This is a genomic window from Oceanobacillus sp. B139/18, assembly GCF_055524595.1.
The window spans coordinates 1166007-1190685 of the sequence record NZ_JBVFXI010000001.1; the positions used below are offsets into that span (position 1 = coordinate 1166007).

Consider the following 24679-nt stretch of genomic DNA (forward strand, 5'->3'; position numbering starts at 1 on the left):
TAGCTGCCTGCAAAAAAGATAGAAATTCTGCGAAATTACAATTATTCTTTCTGATAAAACGCATTAATCAGCTTTTGAAAAAATAATTTCAAATGTGCTTCCTTTATGTTCATTATTATACATATGAAAATCTGCATCATGATTATGGAGGATTTTCTTGGTAATCAGCAACCCTAGCCCTGTACCCGATGTCTTTGTCGTAAAAAATGGCTCTCCAAGCCGATGTAAAATATCCTCAGATAATCCGCAGCCTTCGTCAATAACAGATATAATTATTTTTTGATCTGCTTCTTTTGCTTCTACAATTATTTTTCCAGGCTGTTCCATAGCTTCAATTGCATTTTTAATCAGGTTAATTAAAACTTGTTTAATCTGGGAACGATCACAAAGAACGGATGCATTTGTACTGCTTTGCAGCTGAATTTGAATATCCTTTTGATTTGCCTGGGACTGTAATAATAATTCCACGTCCTGCATCATTTTTGTAACACTTTCTTTAGAACGGTTATCTGTTAAGGGCTTTGAAATAAATAACAATTCCGATGTGATTGACTCAATTTTCTCCACTTCTTCAATCATCACATGAAAGTATTCTTCTTTATGCTGTGCACCAGCCTGAAGCAATTGCAGGAATCCTTTTAATGATGTCAGCGGGTTGCGTATTTCATGAACTAAACTTGCTGCAAGCTGTCCAGCTACATTCATCTTCTCTGAACGTATCATGATATCATCCAGCCTCATATCTTTTGTTTTTCTTTCTAAATAAAGTAAAAACTTTTTTTCGACATCAATATCCTGAAAAACATCATTTAACTCACATGAGAAAGATAAATTCTCCCCTTCTTTGGTCGGAATATCTATTAAAAGCTTTTTATGCTTTATTTCGTTGCCAACAAGTGCTTGTGAAATGATTTTTGAATCTATTTTAACCGGAATATCGCCCAGCTTTTTCCCGACTGCTTCTTTTGGCTCATAGCCAAGAATCTCATATACGGAATCACTTATATATTCTATTTCACTATCTGTATTAATCACGATCACTATTCCTTCTGTTTTTTTACTCAGCCAAGAAATAATGGCCGCTGAAAGCGTTGCATCGGGGTGTAAATTATGACGACTTTCAGAACTTTGCAAGTCATTGGGGTTCTTATTTTTGTGGTTTTTATCCATACCCATGCTCCTTTCAGAAGTTATTAAAAAGTATAATTTCATTCCATTGGGATTTTGCTGCGTTCCCAAGGGAATAAAACGCTAGATTACTCACTCATAAAAAACGATTTTCATTGAACCAATCGAGTTTATACCGGCAATTAGCCCCTAATTACCCTTTCTACATATTTTTTCGTTTTTTGAAGCGAGTGGTTTACTGCCAGTTTAACTGCGATAAATAATATGTATGATTATGACGAAACAATTATGATTACTTGTGTATATTTCTTAATAACTTTATAATGTACAAGTGAGGAATAATAACAAAGGTTAAATTAATGTTACTACAATTTTCTAAAAAAATAAATTGATAGTTGATAATAAATTAGCAATATTCGTAATTTTTTTATGTAAAATTAAGGTGAGGTGTACGATGATATCACTGTTTATTATCCTGTGGGGATGTTTATTAATTGGTCTGATGGCAATCGGTGGGTATTTTATGTTTCGAAAGTTTTTAAAGCGGCTCCCTAAAGAGGATGGGCGTTCCATTATGGATTGGGAGGAATATTATTTCGAAAAAACATTACATAAATGGTCTCAAGCAGAAAAAGATTTCCTGGAAGAGCTGGTTTCTCCTGTTCCCGAACTATTCAGAGATGTCGCCAGACAAAGAATCGCCAGTAAAATTGGAGAGCTTTCTATTCAAAAGGACGAGGAAAGCATTACACGCTCTACATTGATTGAAGGGTATATTTTAGCAACCCCCAAAAGAGACCATAAATTTCTGCGAAAAAAGCTAAAAGAAAAAAATATCGATATCGCACCCTACGAGCCTTTCTTCCAACAATCCAAAGAGGATTATCAGGAAAATTGGGAAGAAAAATACAAGCAGAAAAAATCTTAGTTTAGCGAAAAAGAAGCAAAGTGCAGAAATTTACGCACTTTGCTTCTTTGTTAATTGTACATATTGATAAAGCATTGCTATTCTCCAGGTACCAATCATCCCAAACGCCAGCAAAAAGAACATTCCTGAAGTTTCGCCAACTGAGATGCTTGTACCAATAATCAGTTTTATTATAATTCGGATAACTAATAATCCAATTAAAATAACCGGAAACATTTTTGACGGCTTAACATATATTTCTCCGTCCGAGAATTCTAATTTTGATGTTTTAATTAAAAAGATAGAAAATATTATTCCGACAGTCAGTGCTTCTGCGACTTGAAGCCAGCTTATCTGAAACATGGGGAACAAGAACATCAGTGCTCCCGTACTCATAAAAAATGGCGGTAATATAATCTTTTTTACAGATGCCGGCTTTCTAGAAGCGCGCATACGTACAAATATCATCACAATCGCCATAAATGCAAAGACAGCAGTAGTTGCAATTGCTAAATACATACATAACAACTCTTTTCTTTATACGCTGAAAAAATATCGGCCAAAACGATTTAGGCCGATACTTTTCATCGTTCCATAAAAATAATGTCTTAACCCTGATCTTAAATCATATTATTTCATTTTAAAATCCGGTAAATCCAAATAGATTAGCTAAAAATGCAGTAACCTTCGTCATCCAGTCAAAGAATAATGCGATTCCCATTAAAACCATTACCCAGCCGCCAATTTTCACCATTTTTTTACTGTGTTTCCGAAACCATTTCAATTTACCAATAAAGAAAGCAAGTAATAAGAAAGGAATGGAAAAACCTAAAATATAGCTAATCATCATAACAAGTCCAAGATTAGGATTAGTTGCAGCTAATGAGAATACCACCATTAAAATTGGTCCGGTACATGGTGTCCAGCCTAAAGAAAACGCCATTCCAATAAGGAAAGAACCAAAAAACCCTGCTGGACGATTTTTAAAATGAATTTTACGATCCTTCATAAGAAACTCGAAATTCAATACACCCACAATAACCAAGCCAAAAAAGATAATTAAAATTGCGCCAACCTGTCTGATGGTATCTTGATAGGTCATTAAAAACTCGGATACATATGTCGTCGTAAATCCAATCATTACAAAAATACTTGAAAAACCAATTAAAAAACAGACCGTATGTAATATTGCTTTTCGATCAAGCCGTTTATTATCCTGATTTATTTCATCCATGCTCATCCCGGTAATATAAGAAAGAAACACCGGATACAGCGGAAGAACACAAGGCGAAATAAATGAAAGAAACCCAGCTGCAAAAGCCAAGAAAACATTAATTTCTTCCATATGAAGCCCCCCCTTACTCAATCATTTCTATTCTAACAGAGAAATTAAAAAATAAAAGTCAAATTTATGACAATATCTATACATTTTTATGAAAGGGGCTTTCAAATAATGCAGATATTTCTCCTCGCTTCAATCAAGGAACACCGGCTTCAGCATTCTGGTGAATTCCTTCGTGACGAGTAATTGCAGCAATGCTGTCAGGTTAGTACGACCGCTACGACGGGTTATGGTGAGGCGCATAACCGTCCCCTGGAAAAACACTACACTAGATAGTTTTATTGCTATCTGAGATAAATTGAGAAAATGCATGAACCTGACAACATCGGTAAGCGCTGCCCATCATAAAGCCGGAATCCCTTTATAAGCATCCAGATTGTGCGTAGCTCTACTCCGGACAACCACTCCGCTTTCCGACGTACAAATGTTTTCGATGGGACGAGTAATCGCCGGCCCAGGACGTCGGAAAGCAAAACGGTCCATCGCTTTACACTTCACCTTCTACTCTTTGTCAGGAACGTTATCGAAGGAATAATCAACCCCATTTTCTATGGAAATAAAGTTCCTTTTCAATGTGCAAAAGCTGAGTAAAAATAAACTGAATGGATTAAATATACTCTCGTACATCATAAATTTTTCCGTTTTTAACATTTTCGTCATCCATTAAGATGTCGATTAAAACGCCTCCAATGATGTCTGCTCCCCTTAACAGATTATTCTCTTTTAGAGCGCGGAAGCTGTCTACGTCCTTAAACGCTTCCTGTGAACTGGAACGGATTGTCTCTTGCATTTCTGTATCCATTACACCCGGGCTAAATGCAATAACAGCATGCTCTGTTCCTTCCTGTTCTATTGCTGCCACTTGCGTATACATATTTATACTGGCTTTTGTAGAGCAATATACGCTCCATCCATACTTCGGTTTTTCTGCTGCTCCTGAAGTTATCATCGCTGCCAGAAGCTGGACATGATGTTCCGAAGCTTTTTTTAAGAAATGATTCGTTAAAGCCATTGGTGCAACTGTATTGATTTGAACCTGTTTCATCAAATCATCCATCTCGATATTTTCGGCACGGTCAATTGGATCAACTAAGCCCGCATTATTAATTAAGTATACTTTAGATAACGTTTCGTGAAACAGCATTTCATCCACGCTTTTGCATGCTTTTTGTAGAGAGGCCTGCTCAGATAAATCACATGCTATGAAATGATAAGTCGCATTATTTTGTTTCGCATAGTCATATAACTTGGTATTATCCGTCCTCGAAATTCCTATCACATTTATTCCAGACTCCAAGAATAGCTTAGCAACGGATGCTCCCAGCCCTTTGGAAGCACCTGTAATGATTGCAGTCTCCATAAATTCTGCTCCTCTCTATTTCTAATTATTATTCTATTCCCCATTTTTCTATATTTTGCACATGAAATTTTTGTTGTTTTGCCTTATAAAATTAGAAGCAGAAATCCTCTCTAAAATAAAAAAGATCCCTCTCAACAAGGTCTTACGCATTGAAAGCAGATCTTTTTTACATCCTTCTATTAATTATTTCATTTTCAAGTTAAAGTTCATTCCAATAATAAGCTAATGTTTCCATCCCTTTTTGAAAGCTGTCTACCGGAAAGCTTTCATTTGGAGAATGTAATCTGTCTTCTGGCGTACCAAAACCTAACAGAACAATTGGATATTGATAAGCTGCCTCCAACCATTCAACAACCGGAATGGATCCTCCCATCCTCAGGAAAACCGTTTCTTTTCCAAAAGCCTTGCTGTAACTTTTGGCAGCCTTTTTTATCAAAGGGTGATCTGGCTCTACTTTATAAGCTTTCGCAGAGAGCTTTTCTTTTTCAACATGAACATGTACACCCGACGGTGCAAACTTTTGAACATGATTCACTAATTTTTCTTGAATATCCTGCGGGTCCTGGCCGGGAACCAAACGGCACGTAATTTTAGCAGTTGCTGTAGATGGAATAATTGTTTTTGTCCCATCTCCCTGGTAACCGCCAAATAATCCATTCACTTCCAATGTCGGCCTGCCCATCGTATGTTCTTTTGCTGTATATCCTTTTTCCGATACAGTTTCCGGAATATTTGTTGCTTTTACAAAATCTTCTCCTGGCGCTTTTTCCATCAGTTCTCTCTCTGCTGATGTTAAGTCCTCGACGTCATCATAAAATCCGTCTATTGTAATAACTTCCTTCTCGTCCTTCATCGATGCCAGCAAATGACTCATTGCCATTAATGGGTTTCGGACTGCACCACCGTACATTCCAGAGTGAAGATCATGATCTGGACCGGTTAATGTAATTTCAATTCCTGTAAATCCTTTCAATCCATATAAAATCGTCGGCTGGTTTTTCTCTGCCATCCCGGAATCCGAAATTACGGCAAAGTCAGCTTGGAATTGTTCTTTTTTATCCTGAAGGAGCTCGTAAAGATTTTCACTGCCTATCTCTTCTTCTCCTTCAATACAAACTTTTACATTCATCGGCAATTTTCCTTCTGTTTTTAAGAAAGCTTCAAAAACAGCAAGATGCATAAAAGTTTGTCCTTTATCATCACTTGATCCACGGGCGTAGATTCTTCCATCGCGTACTTCTGCCTGGAAGGGTTCACTGTCCCATAAATCAATCGGATCCACCGGCTGTACATCATAATGACCATAAAGCAAAACAGTCGGTGCTTCTGGTCCTGCTTCTGTATATTCTGCAAAAACGAGCGGATGACCTTTTGTTTCCATTTTCTCTACATTTTCAAATCCCAATTCATTTAAGTATCCTGTTAAAAAGTCAGCCGCACACTGTACATCTTCTTTATGCGCCGGGTCCGTGCTGACACTTGGAATTGCTAAAAAATCATACAGCTTTTGTAATAAAGCTTCCTGATTTTCTTTCAGATAAGCAATTGCTTGTTCACTCATTACTTTTATTCCTCCTTCAGCATTTAAATATTAGCCTTTTCACTGTGTCAAAAAGCTTTCCACTAAACACGATATCTATTCCAAGCACGCAAAATTCAGCAGTCGCATAACAAATATCACCTGTTAGGCAACTGCCATTTTTTTCTAAATTAAAATACTTCATGCCAAGCATCTTTATGCTTCAGCATTTCTTCTGCTATTTCCTTTGCACCTTCTAAGCTGTGGTTAGCTGCCCAGCCGCACTGTACTTCATTACATGCCGGAACTTCTGTTGCTTCTAAAACATCCTTTAGTGTTTTTTCCAGCATATCAAGAACTTCATCGTAATTATCATGATTTATTAAAGAAAGATAAAAACCAGTCTGGCATCCCATCGGACCGATATCTAATACGGCATCTGAATGATTACGAATATTTTCAGCCATTAAATGCTCTATGGAATGTAATCCGTCCATTTCCATATGTGCTTTGTTCGGCTGGGTAAAACGAATATCATATTTATGGACTTTGTCTCCATGTGCTCCTTCTGTTATACCTACAAGGCGTACATAAGGAGCTTTTACTTTTGTATGATCTAAATTAAAACTCTCCACATTCATTTTTTGGGTCATATTGTCCTTCATCCCTTCTCTATTCTATCCTTTAGCAGGAACTGTATCTTTTTCCATCATACATGAAAAAAACGTGTAAGAAAAGTGGAGAGCGCTGATGTATACCAGCTGATACATCCTTCTATGTCAGATTCCGATTAAAAAAATCCAATCCCGCAGTTTTATATAGCTAACGGAATTGGATTTGTACCATGTTATACGGTTGAAAAAACGCGAATCATAAAATGCTTGATATTATTTTGCATCTGGGAAAACGCGGTCAATCATGCCGCCAATTTGATCAAAGAAGCCTTCAACTGGATTTCCATTGTCCATATCGTTGACATATCTGTCAGCTAAATCCAAGAAATCCGGATTGGATGTTACATATACGTTATCAATGGATGAGTCAACAGAACGTACAATATCTGCAATTCGTTCTTTTACATCATCTGTAATCTCCATACTGCCTTCATTATTTTCTTGGTTATTCCTGTTTCCTTCATTATCTATATCCAAGTTGGCTCCTACATAAGCGTTGTTTCTAGTTGTTAATACATAAGCATGATCAATTTCGTCCATTTCATCCGTTATTTTCTCAGCTGCCTCTTTGGACACATTATATTCTGCGTCTGTATTACGGTCAGAAACTCTGTCTATCGTATGGTCACGATTACGGTCCCTTGCATTATCATCGATATGCTGACCTTGATATCGAGTCGGCTCCACATTTCCATCCGAGTTATTCGGATTGGTATCGTCGTTATTCGTATTTTGACAAGCAACTAAGACCATCATAAGAACGGTTAATACCGCAAATAAGCGTAATTTCATTTTCATTCCTCCTTACCTATTTGCCTCTTATTATGGTTAGACAGATAAGGAATTATGCATATGAAAAACGTTAATTTATGGAAAGCTGACCATGAAAGTAGCGGTGATATTTAAGAAATAATGGAGAAGCTATGGAAGAAGCCTTTCACCAATAAGATTGTTTACCGGAATTCCTTCTTGATAAAGGAGTGAAAATGTTGATACCTGATTATGATAAAGCTTTATATTACACCATATGGGGACAGTGGGACAATTTATTCATATTAATGTCACGGACTAATGATGATTTACTCGCTAAAAAAATTGAGCATTTTCTGTATGCCTACCATCATTCTTCCAGTCAAAAATATGTTGATCAATCACACGATACTCTGCTTTATTATTTAGAGCATGCCCTTCAATTCAGCAGTCCATGGATGTATGAATTTGAATAATTTACCGCAATGTAACCAGCTGTAGTTTCACTTTACCGTGCTGAAGAAGCAGATGCCGGTCAAAACTGGAATTCCATCTGCTTTTTACAGCTTTAACCGGTATTCAAATGTCTGTTTGTAGACGGCTGTTAACGAACCCGGTGAAATTTTAATCACGTTTGTACTTCATTGTTCTATAATGATTCATCCTGGCCGCTGTCTTCATCATCAGAAACATCATCTGTTAACTCATTATTCTTTGGTTTTATTGGCGTTTTTTCTTGTTTTATAGAACGGTTAATATCAGACTCTTGTTCACCATAAAAAAAATTAATAATTGCACGATTATTTGCGTCTGTCATATCAAAATGTGCCTGTTCTACATCTACATTATGATTTGCCAATTCTGTAGCCATTACTTCGTTCATTGATTTATTTTCATTTTTTGCTAATTCCCTCACCTCTTCTGGAATAATCAACGTTGCAACATCCCAATCAGGCAAGGTTTCTATGTAAGGATTAATTTGCGAAATGAGCTCTCTCGGGTTTCCATTTTGATTTTCACAGCTCACTCCTACAATCATTCTTCTTTGCTCTGCCAGTCCTCTGTTTTCACTCTCATCAACAATATGCGTTAATACAGAGTGGATGGGCTTGTCTTGAACACTGTTGATTTCCTCCAGCAGCTTATCTGCAGAACCATTCAATGCATTGACGTCTGTAACCATTAATTCATCATTCAATTCTAATTCAATACTGGGATTGATATCAATGGCAACATAAGCATGCGTTTCTGTATCACCCATTCCGTGAAAAAGCGGATATCCAAAAATCAACAGCATCAAAAGTACAATAGCTGATAATCTTACTGCGATAGGCGTCTTATCCCAATACCTTCTCCATCTGGGCTTTCCAGATACAGGTTGAAAAATAACTTCATCCCCTCGTTCCGCATGCTCTGTTAATATAATTCCCTTCTCAAAACTGCCATCCTTCGTAAGCAAAATGGCGTATTTGCGATGGATTTCCATCACAATTCCTTTTTTCATTTTTCCACATCCTTGAGGTAATCCTTAAGGTAGTCCTTAAGATAAGCATATTCACTGCCTAGCACAATAAAAATAGCTAAAATAAACTTGCGATTCCGTTCTAATGTTTTTTTACTTACTTCAACTTTCATTAATAACTTTTTAATTGGCAGCTTTTTTTTACGATAAACATACTCACTTAACTGGTTATCCTGATATAAAATATAAGCTACCTGTACTGCAGATTCCCTGGCGTCCCGATGCTTGGGGGAAGCATTTGTCAACTCCTCCAGTGTAAGCCGGTATGATTTTAGCTTCTCCTTGAATAAAATAATTTCTTCCCGTCTTTTGCTGTTCTCTGCTTCCATTTGGTGTTTTTCTTTTGCGGCAGCAATAACAAGCGGATTTTCCATTTGCTCCTCTTCATTTATTTCATCTAAAGACAGCAGATTCGGGCGTTTTTGATGATAGCGGATATAATCAATCACTTTTCTTTTCACAACAAGCTTTGCAAAGGATAGAAATGAACTGCCTTTATCTGGTTCATAAGAAAATATAGCATCATTAAAAGCCATTAATCCGACACTAAATTCATCATCTTTTTTAGGATCAATATATCGTTTGCAAACTTCTGATACACATTTAGCGATAAATGGCTTATACGTATGAAGCAGTTCATTTTGCAGTACAATATCTCCTTTTTGGATTGCTTCAATTTTTTCTTCAATAGGGGTGTCTGTTAATTGATTGGTCATCATCATTTGTCAGCTCCCCCTAACACTATATCATTCGTTTTTATTTTTATTTTTCCGGGTTTTAAATTTATATTCATCAAATATTTATTTTTATTTATTATTTTCATATCAAATAATCTCCATTTTTATCATTCTTATTAGTTATTGCGGTATCATCGCCCATACCCTTTCTCCTCAAAATTCAAAAGGAAAGCAAATCTGATATGAGGAAAGAGGATGGACAATCATTTCCTGAACCGCTTCTCGTAGGTGAGGATATTCTCCACACGTATCAAAATTTATTTGTCTAATCCGTTTTATTTTTCGTAGCAATAAAATCTAGTTTATTGGTTAAATATATACAGGCCATTCTAGCCTGTACATATAATACTACCCTATATCCAAAATGGTTACTATCACAAATGAATAACATTTCATTTAAATTAATATGACGAAAATCCATATTTTTGTAAAACATCCTCGAAAAATGTTGGAATTTGTAATGAAATGTTTAAATAAGAAATAAATATGTAAAAATGAAAAAGCATTTTCCTTTGTCTATGATGAAAAAAGGAGAAATGCTGGGGTTTGGGATTTAATGAATTTTAAAAAGGATTGCTAATCCAGCATTCGCTGCTGGGATTTTGAATTAAATTCTTTATCGAAAATGCGGAGGAAAATCAAGTGAATTTTTCTGCCTTTAGCAAAACAGGATAAAATAATCGGCATTATTCGATTTTTTTCCCTTTTTTCATATATTTTTATTGAAACATACGCAATTATTGAAATAATTAACATAGTAACTGCGATTACAAGAAGAAAATTTACTACAGAGAATAACGGGAAATCATTACTTTGATAACTAAAATAGGATACGATTGTTATCAAAGTAGCAACTATTATATTTCCAATTAAATATCTTTTTAATGATTTTTCACCCTCTCAAACTTTCAGACTTCTTCACCCTTTTATGTTTCCATTTACATAAAAGGTCAAAATAACTAATACTAAGAGACTAATTGTAAAAAGAAAGATTATCATGTCAATCTGGTCTGCAGTACTTGTTACGAATGCTTTGCTTGTTCTAAAGATAATGGTGAAGGAAAGCAAGAAAATGTTCAACCTCAAGCTGTAAGCTGTGATGCAGATAAGCCTATTGCTAAAATGGGTTATATTACAAATACTCCGTTTGAAGAAATGCAAGATTAAAGAAAACTATCAGGAGATTGGTATGCCGTAGTCACTGCATTTGGCTTCTGCTATACTCGGTGCTGCTTATGCGTATGCCATGGCGAAAACATTAAGCGGTATACTGCTAAAAAATATCTATATAAATTGAAGCAAGAAATTACACTTTTGTTTTCTTATAAAAATGACGAAATAATGATTAAAAACAGTAACTAGCGAAAGAAAAATACGGAGACTCCTGCGGGAGAGCGTAGTGTTTTCCTGCAGCGGTAATTATTAATTTCAATTTGTATAAACATCACATTTGTACTATTTTATTTCGGGTTTCGGGGAATTTAATCTTCATATCTTCCTTTTACCATTTTCGTAAGTAAAGCAGCATCCCAAAAGAACAAAGAAAAGCAAAACGAAGCTATCTGTTAAGACAGAGAAGCCCACAGTCCATCTTAAAGTTACTGCTATCACTATAAAAGTCAAAGAAAGGATAATCTGTTTTAATTTAAAATTCACTGGGGCCACTCCCCTATCTTATGAATCAGCATCTTGCATTGCATGAATCCACTTAGGAATGATTTAAGTGATGAAATACTTCTTCTTTATCTTTAAATGGTGTTACCTGCTCTAAACCTTCCACAGAATCATCCAGATACAAATCTTTTTCAAACCAATCTACCGATGTCACCTGATCTGTCCGATATAAATATAGGTTATTTTCTACATAGCTTTCGTTGCTGTTTACTACAAGATATTGTATCTTTCCTACTTCTGTTAAAATAATATTATCGACGAGTCCAATTTTACCGTCTGTTGCATGTGCTTTAAATTCCATAAACTCTTCTATGCTTCTCAGGTTATCAGTTGCATTTTCAGGTGCAGCTAAATCCGGTTCCGGCGGTACACTGGCATCCTCCAGCTGTCCGTTTCCAGTTGCTACCGGACCGTGATCAGAATCTAACACCGCGTTTTCCTTATAGCTGTTCCACCCGAAATAATCCAATACCACTTCTTGATAGGAAGAAACGAAATCTTTATCTTCAGGCACCTCAGGACTCTCTCGAATCGTTTCCTTATCCCTGTCTACCTTAAGATAACCTTCCTCCAGATTAATTTCTTCCTGTACATGGAAAGGAAGCAGTACTTTCTTACCCGGAAGCCACTTTCTTGTATCGACAACAATAAATCGCAGCTCCCAATCATCATTGAAATATAAATCTTTTACCTTTCCTATTTCTCCATCTGTTGCATGAATAGTTAAATTCGTTAATGTTGAACCTAGAAACATGACAACACCTCCAAAAAGGGTTTATCCTGGAAATCGCCCTTAAACTCCGCTCTAACGCCTCTATTATAAAGAATGAAAATGCATAATACAGACGGAAGATCAGGCGGGCTGAATCCCTGAATCATTTTATTATCTAATACCCTTTCAGCAAGGTGTTAAACAAATCTATTATAATTGTTAATTATTTGTAAAATAACTTATCGGCACATAAAGACCGACACGTCCATGCTCTTCATGATTTAACGTTGCGAAAATAACTCCAATAACATTGCCTTCCTGATTTATAACAGGACTGCCGCTATTCCCCCGGTAAAACGGGGGCCTGGATCATCATGACTTCCTTTTCCCAGCCGGAAAGCTGCAGCGGACCTAATATCGTGCCCTCATTGGCAATTCCGTTAAAAAATAAAGGGTTGCCTATAAAACGGATATCGTCTTCATATTCGACGGGTGCTGTTTCATCTAATGTTAAATAAGGAAGGCCATTCCCCTCAACTTCCACAACTGCTAAATCTATCTCCGGCATTTCTTCCACTACTTCTCCTTGAAATAGGCCTACTTCCGGAAAAGCAACCGTTATCGTCTGCTCATCCTCAATCACATGATAATTTGTTAAAATTGTGCCATCATCGGAGACAGCAAAACCGGTGCCTCTTCCATCATTTGTTTCAATAACCACGACAGCTTCCTTGGATGCTGCTATCTGTTCCTCCTGCGATAACCGGCTGGACGCTTGAAGGAAATCTACAGCAGGAACCGAAATTACTTTCGGGAATAAGGAAAGTACATAAAACGTCATCGCAAAGGCTATCAGGATGGCTAATACTTTCGGAAAACGGCGCTTCGGTTTAGGCTCTTCTTCTGCGCGGGCTCTTTCCCACGCTTCTGCTTTTGCTTGCGTAACCAGCTCCTGCATTTCTTCCTCATCAATATCTTCTATTAAATCTTCGTCCATTGATTTTTTGAACTTGTCATTTTCCTCTTCTTCGTTCAACGTCCGGCCTCCTTTCTCTGCTTAGTGGATCACTTTCATTTTATTTTAATAGAAGGAGCCCTGCTTTTCTATTAAAACAGCGTATCTCCCCTGCAGTTTAGGCGGAGATACGCTTTCTTCTTCCTTACTCAACTTTCGCACATTAAAAACTAACTTCATTTCTATAGAAACAGGGGTTGATCGTGCCTTCGATAACTCCCTTGACAAAAAATAAAAGGTGAAGTGTAAAGCACCACTGCGGCGGACCATTTTGCTTTCCGACGTACAAATGTTTTCGATGGGGTGAGTAATCGCAACCCCAGAACGTTGCGACATTAGTCTGCCTAGGGGCACGCTCTTCAGCTAACTTTTGCCAAGAAGAGCACTTGGCAAAAGTGGATCTTCAGATGGTGCTGATCCCTCAGGAGTCAAAACGGTCCGCCTCCGCTAGTAGGTATTCTATACGTGAAAAACAACTTACCAAACAGAAGTTTGAACCGATAGAACATGTTTTTCATGCTGTATGGTAATGAAGAACATGTTCACCCTGGAATAGCAAGATATATTTGCTTATTCTTAGGTGCGAAAGTTGAGTTACTTATATTAACTAATTATTATACTTAAACACTTACCTTCAAAGAACCTTGCTGCATTTGATACATTTGATAATACGTTCCACGTTCTGCAATCAGAGTATCATGATTCCCCTGTTCGATAAGTCTTCCTTTATCCAGAACAATAATTTGATCAGCCTGCTGGATAGTAGACAAGCGGTGAGCGATAACAAGTGTCGTTCTTCCTTGCTTCAGTACCTCCAGTGCATGCTGAATCAGCAGCTCTGTTTCCGTATCAATATTTGCTGTAGCTTCATCTAAGATAAGAATCGATGGGTCAAAGGCAAGCGCCCGTGCAAAGGAAATTAATTGCCGTTCTCCTAATGAATAGGTAGATCCGTTTTCCGTCACTTCTTCATCATAACCGTTTGGAAGCTTTTCAATGAATCGGTCTGCCCCGACCGCTTTCAAGGCAGCAATCGCTGTTTCTCTCGTTATTTTTTCATCCTGCATCGTGACATTGCTCAAAATCGTACCCGAAAATAGAAATGGATCTTGAAGCACAATCCCCATATGACTGCGAATCTGCTGTCTGGACAAGGAGAATGTATCCATCCCGTCGATGGTAATCCTTCCTTTTTGCGGATCATAAAAACGAAATAATAAATTCATAATCGAGCTTTTGCCAGAGCCTGTATGCCCTACAAAAGCAGCGGTTTGCCCCGCGCCTACATGAAAGGAAATATCTTTCAAGATATAATCGTCCTTTTGATAAGCAAAGGATACATGGTCAAAAGAAATCGTTCCTCTGTATTTATCGATTGCCCGGTTATCCGTTTCTTCCGCAGGCTGGTCTAACAGCTCAAATACACGGCTGCCTGCTACTCTTGCCTGTTCAATTAATGGAAGCTGATTCACGATATCTGTTACTGGCTCAAACAAGCGGTTAATATAATCGACAAAAGCATACAGGACACCAATTGATATCATACTTGCCATATCAAAAGAAGAAGCTCCAAAATACCAGATAAACCCGACAAAGGTGATGTTACGAAATACAGTCACTAAATTATAAGAGGTCAGTGCGCTTAAGCGGATTAATTTCTTTTGGAATGTATAATTGCGATGATTTAATTCTTCAAAATCCGCTTTCATCGCCTTTTCTCTGTTGAAAGCTTGAATAATCGGCATACCTTGAATCGCTTCGTTGATGTTACCGTTAATTTGACTAATCGTTTTTCGGATCACCTGATTATATTTACCGCCAAAATACTTATAAAAACGCATCCAGCCATATAATAATGGAATCACAAGCAAGCAAAGCGCTGCGAGCTGCGGATCCAAAATAAATAAGGCAACAAAGATTCCTGCCATATAAACCAGGCTGGCGACTACAATCGACAGGACGCGCTCATATAAATCGCGAATCGCTTCCGTATCATTGGTGATTCTTGCAACAATGGTTCCCGCCGGCTGGTCGATATAATAATTAATCGGCAGCCGCTCCGTATGCGCAAATAAATCTGTCCGCATCCGCTTGACAATCTGATTTGCAGACTTTTGTAATAAAAAGGTTTGATAAAATTGAAAAACACCTGCAATAATTAATAAAACCATATATAATACCAGCAAACCGATGATTGGTGTCTTCTCCGGCTCGAAGAACGGATATGCTTCTTGAACAGATAACTGTTCCCCTTCCGCTCGAACAATATCATTATTCAAGGTAATCGTCAGCTCTCCATTATTCATCTCCCGTTCTCCTGTCAGAGGAAGCTCACCTTCAAAAACATAATAAGAAATTCCGATTTGTAATAAGGTGTAGGTAGCCCCTGTGGGGGTATCTTCGTTTTCCACGCGGTCCGATCGTTTTAACAGCTGTTCGTTATAAGGAGCTGTTGTATCATCTGCTGTTTCTACAGCTTCCCAATATCCTTCGACACCGAGAATATGATTATCGATGACCCGTTTAGCAATCAATGGTCCAGCTAATTCCAAAGCAACTGCTATCATTAAACAGACAAGACCTAAAATAATCCCTTTTTTATATTTTAAGGCGTATTGAAATAACCGCCTTTCCGTACTCTTCATCTTTCCACCTCCCTAGTCTCCCATCTGCTGCTGAACATATTGCTTGTAATACCATCCTTTTTCCTTCATCAATTGCTCATGGGTACCCTCCTCCGCTATTTCGCCATCCTCTAAAACGATGATATGGTCTGCATGCGTTACAGCAGAGAGGCGATGCGCAGCTATAAATGTTGTTTTATTTTTTCGTTCCTCTTTCAGATGAGCAATAATAGCTGCCTCTGTTTTACCGTCAACTGCTGATAGCGAATCATCTAAAATAAGAATCTCTGGATTTTTAATAAAGGCACGTGCCAAAGCCACACGCTGCTTTTGACCTCCGGATAATGTAATTCCGCTTTCACCGACCTGGGTGTCTAACCCTTCAGGCAGCTGCAGAATGTCACCTGCGAAATACGCCAGCTCAAGTGCCCGGAATATTTCTTCATCGGTCGCAGCTTCTTTGCCAAATTGAATATTTTCCCGAATGGATTTGGAGAACATCATTTGATCCTGAGGAACATACCCTATCCATTCACGAAGCTGCTTTAACGGGAGACTTTCTATTTCCTCTCCAGAAATCACTATCTTTCCTTGTACATCTGGATACTGTCTCAGCAACAATTTAAACAGCGTTGTTTTCCCTGCTCCTGTTTTCCCGACAACTCCAATCGTATCTCCAACCCGCACCTTAAAAGAAACTGCTTTTAAAGCCTTCTCTGCCGTATTTGGATAGGCAAAGGATACGTTATGAAATTGAAGCTCTTTCACCGCTTCAACTTGCTTCAGCTCCCTGACATCCCGCACATCAGGCGGGTAGGATAATGTCTTGTTCACCCGGTCTAAGGAGGCATTTCCCCGCTGGAGGATATTGATTAGCTCACCAACTGCGAACATTGGCCAAATCAGCATCCCCAAGTAGACATTAAAAGTCACTAAATCTCCTAAAGTTAACCTGTTTTCAAAGACAAGCATTGCTCCGTAGCCAATTCCGATTGTGTAAGACAAGCCGACCAGAATTTTCATTGTCGGTTCAAATAACGCATCGATTTGGGCAACTTCCATATTTTTGTCATACACATCTTTTGTCATATTCTCAAACCGTGTTTTTTCCTGTTCTTCCTGGACAAAAGCACGAATTGCACGAACACCGCGAATGGATTCTAAAACACTGTTATTCATTTCCCCAAAAGCATCCTGTGCTTTGGTAAAACGACGATGTATCGCGCTTCCGTAAAAATTCATCATAACAGCCATAATGGGTAATGGAAGCAAAGCTGCAAAAGTCAGTGGCCAGCTGATGGTCAGCCCCATTACCGCAATAATCATCAGCATAAATATACTGGAATCAACCAATGTCAGGACACCAAAACCAGCTGTCAGACTGATTGCTTTTAAATCATTGGTCGATCTTGCCATTAAATCTCCTGTACGGTATTTCCCAAAAAACGTCGGAGACATCGATAAAAAATGATCCATCAGCTTGCTTCGCATCCATCGTTCTAAAATAACCGCTCCGCCAAAAAGCGTATAATCCCATAAAAATGAAATAATATAATGGACAATCAGCAGTACAATGTAACCTGTAATAACTGCCGTCAGAATTTGTACCGTCAATGTTTCAAATTGGATATGGTCGATAATATATCCGACTAATTTTGGAGGAATCAATCCAACTGCACTTGCCAAAATTAAAGCGATAATAGCGAACGTATATCGTTTCCAGTAATGCGCAAAAAACCAGCTTAATTTCTTAAATACGGCAAACATCCTTTCACCTGCTTTCTATACCAAGTTTTGCATTCTAAATTCATTTTCTGTTGAAATCCTCCCCGTAAAACGACCTGGAAGTTTCCTCCCTGCTTCAATTATTAAGAAAACACGTCAATTCCACATAGTAAACGGCAGCCAGGTCGCCTCTCCTTATTCACACCCCATTTTCTGGTTGAAAAATGCATCAAAAAAAGCGCACGCCATCTGTCGGCATACGCTTATAATAATCATCCTGCTTATTCCATTATCAGCCGGCCACACGGAAACCTGCGGCCATACAAACACTTCTCCCTTAAAAAATTAAGAGAAAGCAAACCCGTTTACTGGAGGCCACAAAATTGTATTCTGTTGTATTTGATTTGATTGGTTGATTTGATACTGTAAATTCATCATTTTGTGATTCCCTCCTTTTTTATTTATTTGAAAATTGAATGCCTTTTTATTATATATTCCTACAATTCCCAAGTCAATTGTTTTTTTAATTTTAATAAAATTATATTATTTGAAAGCATTTTTTTATATGTTTCTCACGATTTTTTTCACCCTATTTATTTTCATATAATAAATTCCGTGCTATTATTTTTATTTAAGGGAGATGAAAGATATGAATTTAGATCAACTTTTAGATTTCAACGAAAAATTTGTAGACAGCAAAGATTACGAAGCTTATACAACGGACAAGTTCCCGAATAAACGCATGGTTATTTTTACTTGCATGGACACACGTTTAGTGGAACTGCTTCCCAGAGCACTGAATATCCGGAACGGTGATGTGAAAATGGTGAAAAATGCCGGAGCTATTATCCGGAAGCCATTTGACAGTATTATGAAAAGCTTATTAGTGGCTATTTACAGCTTAAAAGCAGAGGAAGTTGTTGTTATCGGTCATCATGGCTGCGGAATGTCCAATGTAGATACAGAAGCGCTACAACAAACTATGCTTGACCGCGGTATATCGGAAGACACGTTACATACCCTGGAGCATTCTGGTATTAACCTTCATAAAGAATTCCATGGTTTCGAGAAAATTGAGGACTCTGTGACTCAAAGTGTAGGAATTATTCGCAATCACCCGCTTCTTCCTAAGGAAGTGAAGGTTCACGGGCTTGTTATTGACCCGGAAACTGGAAAATTAGACGTCGTTTCCAGAGAAGACTAAAATAATACAAAGAAAGGGCCCGCTCATTTTATGAAGCAGGCCCTTTTTAAACATTAAAAATGCTATTAGCTTATTTCTTTTGAATCGATTGAATAATTTCAATAACTTTATCTCTTGATTCTTCACTCTTATATTTTTTCATTTCATCCAGCATGACTGGCGCAGCTTTTTTTAGTGCAGCCGCTTCTTGAATCAGTTTTTCTGTTGTTAACGTCTCCTCTTCAACAACCTTCGCATATTTCTTTTCTTTAAAAGAATTTGCATTAATAATCTGATCTCCCCTGCTTGCCCCGCGAGAAAGCGGGATTAACAGCATCGGCTTTCGTAAAGCTAAAAATTCAAAAATCGCATTGGAGCCGGCACGGGATACAACAAAATCCGTAGCCGCGAAAATATCTTTTAGTTCCTCATGTACGTATTCAAATTGCGCATATCCTGGAACATGAAGAGCTGAATCTACTTTTCCGCTTCCGCAAATATGAATAATTTCAAAATGCGTCAGTAAATCATCCAACGCCTCACGGATCGTTGAATTAATTTTTTCCGATCCGCCGCTTCCCCCCATAACCAAAAGCACGGGTTTTTCTCCTGAAAGCTGGGCAAATGCTAACCCTGCCTTTTTATCACCTGTAAATAATTCATCCCGAATCACCGCTCCAACATAAGCAGCCTTCTTCTCCGGAAGATATTGCATGGTCTCCGGGAATGTCGCCAATACTTTTTTGGTAAATGGAATAGAAAGCTTATTTGCAAGTCCCGGTGTGAAATCAGATTCGTGAATCACTGAGGGGATGCCTCTTAATTTTGCTGCTGCAACTACCGGGACAGAGACAAATCCGCCTTTTGAAAAAACAACAGATGGCTTTCTTTTTTCTAAAATACGGAAAGCCTGCATCGTTCCCTTTAATACCTTAAACGGATCTTTAAAGTTTTCTTTGGACATATAGCGGCGCAGTTTCCCGGTAGATACCGGATGATAGGTCACGCCTTCTAATTTTTCAATCAAGTTCCGTTCGATTCCTTCATAAGAACCGATATAATCTACTTCATAACCCTGCTCCTGATAATATGGTATAAGTGCTAAATTAACAATAACATGGCCGGCAGTTCCGCCGCCAGTAAATAAAATACGTTTTTTATTTCTTTTTTCCATGGATCAATTCATCCTTTCCCAGATTATTATATCAGCGTATAATGGGCAATGCACCTATTAAATGTAATGAAAAACCGAATTACGAAATGTCAGGAAGATGAATGATGTACGAAACAACGAATCGAAGACAAAAAATCAAACTTTTTATTATCATTATGCTGCCAATCCTTGTGACCCAAGTCAGTATGAATCTGATGAATTTTTTTGATACGGTCATGTCCGGCCAAGCCAGCGCCGTTGATTTAGCAGGGGTTGCAATCGGATCCAGCCTTTGGATACCAATTTTAACAGCTGTAAATGGGATTGTTCTCGCAATAACTCCAATTATCTCTCAACTTATTGGCGCCAAAGAGAAAAAAGATATTCCGCAGGTTATTCAGCAGGGTATTTATTTATCTGTCGGTTTATCCTTCATTATTCTCATTGCCGGTTTTTTTGTTTTAGAACCTGTATTACAGCTGATGAGCCTGGAACCGGATGTACATCATGTGGCGAAATATTATTTAATTTTTCTTGCTGCGGGTATTATGCCATTATTTATTTTTCACACGGTCCGAAGCTTTATGGATGGGCTTGGACAGACGAGAGCTTCTATGATTATTATTTTAATTTCTCTGCCAATCAATGCCTTTTTGAACTATATCTTTATTTTTGGCAAACTGGGAATACCGGCATTTGGCGGCATCGGCGCTGGAATTGCAACGAGTATTACCTATTGGATAGTCAGTATCATTTCTTTATATATGATACATAAGGTTGCTCCATTTACATCGTATCAAGTCTTTCAGGTACGCTTTAAACCACAGATTTCCTATTGGCTCAGTCAATTAAAAATTGGTCTGCCAATCGGAATGGCAATGTTTTTTGAAACAAGTATTTTTTCTGTGGTAACGATGATGATGAGTGTGTATGATACAAATACAATTGCCGCCCACCAGGCAGCAATGAACTTTGCCGGATTATTATACATGCTGCCGTTAAGCGTCGGAATGGCGCTTACTATTGCAGTCGGGTTTGAAATAGGAGCGAAACGTTTTCAGGATGCACGAACCTATACGTATCTTGGAATTACAGGCGGGATGATTATTGCTCTATTTATCGGCATTATTTTGTTTGTATTCGATGATGCCGTTGCAGCGCTATACCATAATAACCCAGAAGTGATTGCCTTAACAAAACAATTTATTCTGTTTGCGATATTTTATCAGCTTGCAGATGCCATCGGCGCTCCTATCCAAGGAGCTTTAAGAGGATATAAGGATGTGAACGTCACCCTTATTCTCGCATTAATTTCTTATTGGCTTATCGGCTTGCCGGTTGGATTTTTATTTGCCAACTATACCAATTTTGATGCCTTTGGCTACTGGATTGGAATTATTGTCGGTTTAAGTGCAGGCGCAATTGCTCTGCTGCTCCGACTATTACACATTCAGCGTAAAGCAAAGCGCGGTTGAAAATGTTTTAATAAGAATTATAAAAAGCACCATGAATCATTTTGATTGATTCATGGTGCTTTGATGTTATTCCTACAAGAATAGTCCAACGATGGTTGCTGAAAGAATAGATACCAGCATAGACCCTGCCAAAAGCTTCATTCCAAATTTAGAAACAATGACAGCTTTGGCATTATCAATCCCTTTTACAGTACCTGCGATAATACCGATAGAAGAGAAGTTAGCAAAGCTTGTTAAGAATACTGTTACAATACCAACTGTTTTTTCAGAAAGCTGATCCAGCAATGGTTGTAATTCCAGCATTGCTACAAATTCATTTGTTACAATTTTTGTACCCATAATCGATCCAGCTTGAACAACTTCACCTGGCGCAATTCCCATTAGTACGCCTAGTGGAGAAATAATATAACCAAGAATTTCCTGCAGGGTAATTCCAGCGAAAACAGCTTGGATAATCCAGTTAACCAGTTCTAATGAGGCAATAAAAGCAATTAACATTGCAGCAACAATCAGTGCAATTTTCCCGCCTTCTAATGCACCATTTCCCATTGCTTCGAAAATACTTTTATCCTGACTGACGTCCGAAATATCCACTTTGTCTTCTTCCTTTGGAACGTTTACAGGGGCAATGATTGAAGCGATCATCAAGCAGCTGAACATATTCAACGGCAAAGCAACCAAAACATATTCTGGAGGCAGCATTTGAATATACGATCCCACGATAGAAGCTGATACAGAACTCATTGCCGAGGCACAGACAATAAATAAACGATTTTCATTTAAATGGTGAAATTGCGAGCGTATTGCAATCAATGCCTCAGATTGACCGAAGAAAACACTATTTACACCATTAAATGATTCAATTCGAGGTAACCCTGTTATTTTGGAAATAACAGCTCCAATATACTTAATAATTATTGGAAGAACTTTTAAATAAGTAAGAACGGAGAGAATGGTTGCAAAAAAGATAATTAAGAGAAGCACATTGAAGAAGAATACGCCGCCCTCTGCCAACTCAAATCCACCTAACACAAATCCAATACCTTCTTGTCCGAACTCAATTAACTTATTGAATAAGTTTGAAATCCACCTGATAATGTCTTCACCAATTGGCGTGGAAAACATAAACCATGTAATAAGCAATTGTATAACTAACATAATACCAATGGCATAGAAGTTGATTCTTTTCTTATCATTCGACATTAAAAATGCTAGGCCGAGTGTAATGATAACTGCCAAAATCCCCAACAAAATGTCCATATTACCGCCTCCTCCACATTATTTCCTGTAAACGCTTTATCATATATAATAAAAAATTTACAGGAAAAGTTTCAAATCTACATATTAAAACAATACAAAACATTGCAATCCCTAAAAAAATAAATGTAATTATTTAATTAAGAACTCCCATTCAATTACTATCATATTAGTAATTGAAAATAATTTCAATGCTTGGAAAAGAGAATTAATAATTAAAAAAATTAGAAATAAATTGTAATATTTAGGATAAATACTCTATTTGTGTCATGTTAAATAAATCATATATAATATTTCCTAATTGCTTAAGAAAATACAACTTCAATTTGTCTGCACCTGTCGAAATTCGGAACTATTTTGGTTTCTTTATGATTCAGCAGAGTTTGAATTAGATATTTACTGAAGAGGCTAATTTTACTTTCTTGACATATAAGAAAAAAACAAGAACACCACTTGATTTTTAAAACTTCGGTGTTCTTGCCAAAAAGATTTCCGATGCGACTCTTTTCGATGGAACGAGTAATCGCATTCCCAGTCCCAGTCCCAACCCCGACCTCAGAACGAGAGCCCTTTCTTACTCTTATAAAAAAAGTCTTGATACGAGCATATCAGCTCATATCAAGACTTTTACATTTTTAACCTTCTAGCAATAAATCATATGGATCTTCAAGCATTTCCTTGATTCGAACTAAGAATTGAACGGCTTCTTTTCCATCTACAATACGGTGATCATAGGATAATGCAATATACATCATCGGACGCACTTCAATGGAATCATCCGGCATAGCGATTGGGCGCTTAATGATGTTATGCATTCCCAAAATACCAACCTGCGGCGCATTTAAAATTGGTGTAGACATCATAGAACCAAATGTACCGCCATTTGTAATTGTAAAGGAACCGCCTTGCAAGTCATTTAAGGACAATTTATTGTCACGTGCTTTCGTACCTAAATCAACGATATCCTGCTCAATTCCTGCAAAGTCCTTGCGATCTGCGTCACGAACAACCGGAACAACAAGACCATCATCTGTAGAAACGGCAATACCGATATCATAGAATTTTTTAATGACTAATTCATTGCCTTGGATTTCTGCATTCAGAAGCGGGAATTCTTTTAATGCTCCTACTACAGCTTTAGCAAAGAAAGACATAAACCCTAGCTTGACACCATTTTTCTCTAGGAATTTATCTTTTCGCTGCTTACGAAGCTCCATTACAGAAGTCATATCTACTTCATTAAATGTAGTTAACATAGCTGTATTATGCTGTACTTCTACAAGGTTTTTAGCAATTGTTTGGCGGCGGCGTGTCATTTTAACACGTTCTACCGGCTTATCAAACTCTGTTTTCTCTGATTTAGGCTCTTCTTTTTTCGCCGGCTTCGATGGCGCAGACTCTTTTTTAGGAGCATTATTATGAGCATTCACATCGTCTGGACGAACTCTGCCAAGCGGATCACGTGTTTGTACTTCACTTAAGTCAATACCCAGTTCGCGAGCGCGTTTTCTTGCTGCAGGAGAAGCAATCACATCACCATTACTTTGTTCAGGTGCAGCTTCCTGCTTATTTTTCTCAGAAGCTTCCTGTTTAGGCTCTTCTTTAGGAGCTTCTTTAGGAGCTTCTTCATTTTTATCAGCTTCTTCTGTCTTACTTTCTTCCTTGCCGGAAGATGCACCCGCTTCGCCATTTTCATCTAATTTGCCGATGATATCTCCTACAGAAACATCCTCGCCCTCATTACTGGTAATTTCAGCGATAACACCAGAAAATTCTGAGTTGACTTCCACGTTTACTTTATCCGTCTCTAACTCTACAATTGCATCGCCTTTCTCTACTTTATCGCCTTCTTTTACAAGCCATTCTGCTATTGTTCCTTCTGTAATAGATTCCGCTAATTCAGGTATTTTAATTTCTTGCAC

Annotated in this window: 21 protein-coding genes; 4 read left to right on the top strand and 17 right to left on the bottom strand. The window is 37.7% G+C overall.

Annotated elements, in window-relative coordinates; translation table 11 throughout:
• Window positions 1-63 precede the first annotated feature (63 nt).
• Window positions 64-1170 (bottom strand): ATP-binding protein, encoded by a 1107-nt coding sequence (locus tag ACZSMY_RS05690; RefSeq protein ID WP_193062059.1) that lies wholly within the window; start codon window positions 1168-1170, stop codon window positions 64-66.
• Between the two features lie 412 nt (window positions 1171-1582).
• On the opposite strand from ACZSMY_RS05690, the gene ACZSMY_RS05695 reads away from it, so the two are divergent.
• Window positions 1583-2056 carry a DUF2621 family protein gene (locus tag ACZSMY_RS05695; protein WP_042533793.1) on the top strand — a complete coding sequence of 158 codons (474 nt, stop codon included), beginning with the start codon at window positions 1583-1585 and terminating at the stop codon, window positions 2054-2056.
• Window positions 2057-2086: 30 nt separating this feature from the next.
• On the opposite strand, the gene ACZSMY_RS05700 is transcribed toward ACZSMY_RS05695, so the two are convergent.
• The 6 genes from ACZSMY_RS05700 to ACZSMY_RS05725 all read right to left on the bottom strand — a co-directional run bounded on the left by ACZSMY_RS05700 (window position 2087) and on the right by ACZSMY_RS05725 (window position 7722).
• Entirely contained in the window at window positions 2087-2554 is a 468-nt protein-coding gene (locus ACZSMY_RS05700) for a CcdC family protein (protein ID WP_193062057.1), read from the bottom strand.
• A gap of 121 nt (window positions 2555-2675) precedes the next feature.
• Window positions 2676-3380 (bottom strand): cytochrome c biogenesis CcdA family protein, encoded by a 705-nt coding sequence (locus tag ACZSMY_RS05705; protein ID WP_042533789.1) that lies wholly within the window; start codon window positions 3378-3380, stop codon window positions 2676-2678.
• A gap of 604 nt (window positions 3381-3984) precedes the next feature.
• Entirely contained in the window at window positions 3985-4737 is a 753-nt protein-coding gene (locus ACZSMY_RS05710) for a (S)-benzoin forming benzil reductase (protein ID WP_193062056.1), read from the bottom strand.
• 199 nt (window positions 4738-4936) lie between these two features.
• Entirely contained in the window at window positions 4937-6298 is a 1362-nt protein-coding gene (locus tag ACZSMY_RS05715; protein ID WP_465147543.1) for a dipeptidase, read from the bottom strand.
• A 149-nt stretch (window positions 6299-6447) separates the two neighbouring features.
• Window positions 6448-6909 carry an S-ribosylhomocysteine lyase gene (locus ACZSMY_RS05720; RefSeq protein WP_042533784.1) on the bottom strand — a complete coding sequence of 154 codons (462 nt, stop codon included), beginning with the start codon at window positions 6907-6909 and terminating at the stop codon, window positions 6448-6450.
• Between the two features lie 234 nt (window positions 6910-7143).
• On the bottom strand, window positions 7144-7722 hold the full coding sequence (locus tag ACZSMY_RS05725; RefSeq protein ID WP_042533783.1) for a YhcN/YlaJ family sporulation lipoprotein: 579 nt from the start codon (window positions 7720-7722) through the stop codon (window positions 7144-7146).
• Between the two features lie 194 nt (window positions 7723-7916).
• Between ACZSMY_RS05725 and ACZSMY_RS05730 the strand changes: the two genes are divergently transcribed.
• On the top strand, window positions 7917-8156 hold the full coding sequence (locus tag ACZSMY_RS05730) for a YhdB family protein (protein ID WP_042533781.1): 240 nt from the start codon (window positions 7917-7919) through the stop codon (window positions 8154-8156).
• A 173-nt stretch (window positions 8157-8329) separates the two neighbouring features.
• Here ACZSMY_RS05730 and ACZSMY_RS05735 read toward each other — a convergent pair whose 3' ends face one another.
• From ACZSMY_RS05735 to ACZSMY_RS05765, 7 genes are all read right to left on the bottom strand, one after another.
• A complete protein-coding gene (locus tag ACZSMY_RS05735; protein ID WP_212929139.1) occupies window positions 8330-9184 on the bottom strand; it encodes an anti-sigma factor domain-containing protein in 855 nt (284 codons plus the stop codon).
• Window positions 9181-9921 carry an RNA polymerase sigma factor SigI gene (gene sigI, locus ACZSMY_RS05740; protein ID WP_193062365.1) on the bottom strand — a complete coding sequence of 247 codons (741 nt, stop codon included), beginning with the start codon at window positions 9919-9921 and terminating at the stop codon, window positions 9181-9183. The genes ACZSMY_RS05735 and sigI overlap by 4 nt, the downstream gene beginning before the upstream one ends.
• A 1726-nt stretch (window positions 9922-11647) precedes the next feature.
• On the bottom strand, window positions 11648-12367 hold the full coding sequence (locus ACZSMY_RS05745) for a PRC-barrel domain-containing protein (RefSeq protein WP_193062051.1): 720 nt from the start codon (window positions 12365-12367) through the stop codon (window positions 11648-11650).
• Between the two features lie 177 nt (window positions 12368-12544).
• On the bottom strand, window positions 12545-12652 hold the full coding sequence (locus ACZSMY_RS05750) for a hypothetical protein (RefSeq protein ID WP_465147631.1): 108 nt from the start codon (window positions 12650-12652) through the stop codon (window positions 12545-12547).
• A 13-nt stretch (window positions 12653-12665) separates the two neighbouring features.
• Entirely contained in the window at window positions 12666-13361 is a 696-nt protein-coding gene (locus ACZSMY_RS05755; protein WP_465147544.1) for a S1 family peptidase, read from the bottom strand.
• Window positions 13362-13960: 599 nt separating this feature from the next.
• Complete coding sequence (locus ACZSMY_RS05760) at window positions 13961-15985, bottom strand: ABC transporter ATP-binding protein (protein WP_368901626.1); 2025 nt, start codon at window positions 15983-15985, stop codon at window positions 13961-13963.
• Window positions 15986-15997: 12 nt separating this feature from the next.
• Window positions 15998-17731, bottom strand: a complete 1734-nt coding sequence (locus tag ACZSMY_RS05765; protein WP_368901625.1) for an ABC transporter ATP-binding protein — start codon at window positions 17729-17731, stop codon at window positions 15998-16000.
• Window positions 17732-18338: 607 nt separating this feature from the next.
• Between ACZSMY_RS05765 and ACZSMY_RS05770 the strand changes: the two genes are divergently transcribed.
• Window positions 18339-18893, top strand: coding sequence for a beta-class carbonic anhydrase (locus ACZSMY_RS05770; RefSeq protein WP_042533770.1), 555 nt, complete (start codon window positions 18339-18341; stop codon window positions 18891-18893).
• Window positions 18894-18963: 70 nt separating this feature from the next.
• On the opposite strand, the gene ACZSMY_RS05775 is transcribed toward ACZSMY_RS05770, so the two are convergent.
• Window positions 18964-20046 carry an undecaprenyldiphospho-muramoylpentapeptide beta-N-acetylglucosaminyltransferase gene (locus tag ACZSMY_RS05775; RefSeq protein WP_465147545.1) on the bottom strand — a complete coding sequence of 361 codons (1083 nt, stop codon included), beginning with the start codon at window positions 20044-20046 and terminating at the stop codon, window positions 18964-18966.
• Window positions 20047-20150: 104 nt separating this feature from the next.
• On the opposite strand from ACZSMY_RS05775, the gene ACZSMY_RS05780 reads away from it, so the two are divergent.
• Complete coding sequence (locus tag ACZSMY_RS05780) at window positions 20151-21500, top strand: MATE family efflux transporter (protein WP_193062361.1); 1350 nt, start codon at window positions 20151-20153, stop codon at window positions 21498-21500.
• Between the two features lie 72 nt (window positions 21501-21572).
• Here ACZSMY_RS05780 and ACZSMY_RS05785 read toward each other — a convergent pair whose 3' ends face one another.
• Window positions 21573-22760, bottom strand: coding sequence for a NupC/NupG family nucleoside CNT transporter (locus ACZSMY_RS05785; protein ID WP_193062047.1), 1188 nt, complete (start codon window positions 22758-22760; stop codon window positions 21573-21575).
• Between the two features lie 632 nt (window positions 22761-23392).
• Complete coding sequence (gene odhB, locus ACZSMY_RS05790) at window positions 23393-24679, bottom strand: 2-oxoglutarate dehydrogenase complex dihydrolipoyllysine-residue succinyltransferase (protein WP_465147546.1); 1287 nt, start codon at window positions 24677-24679, stop codon at window positions 23393-23395.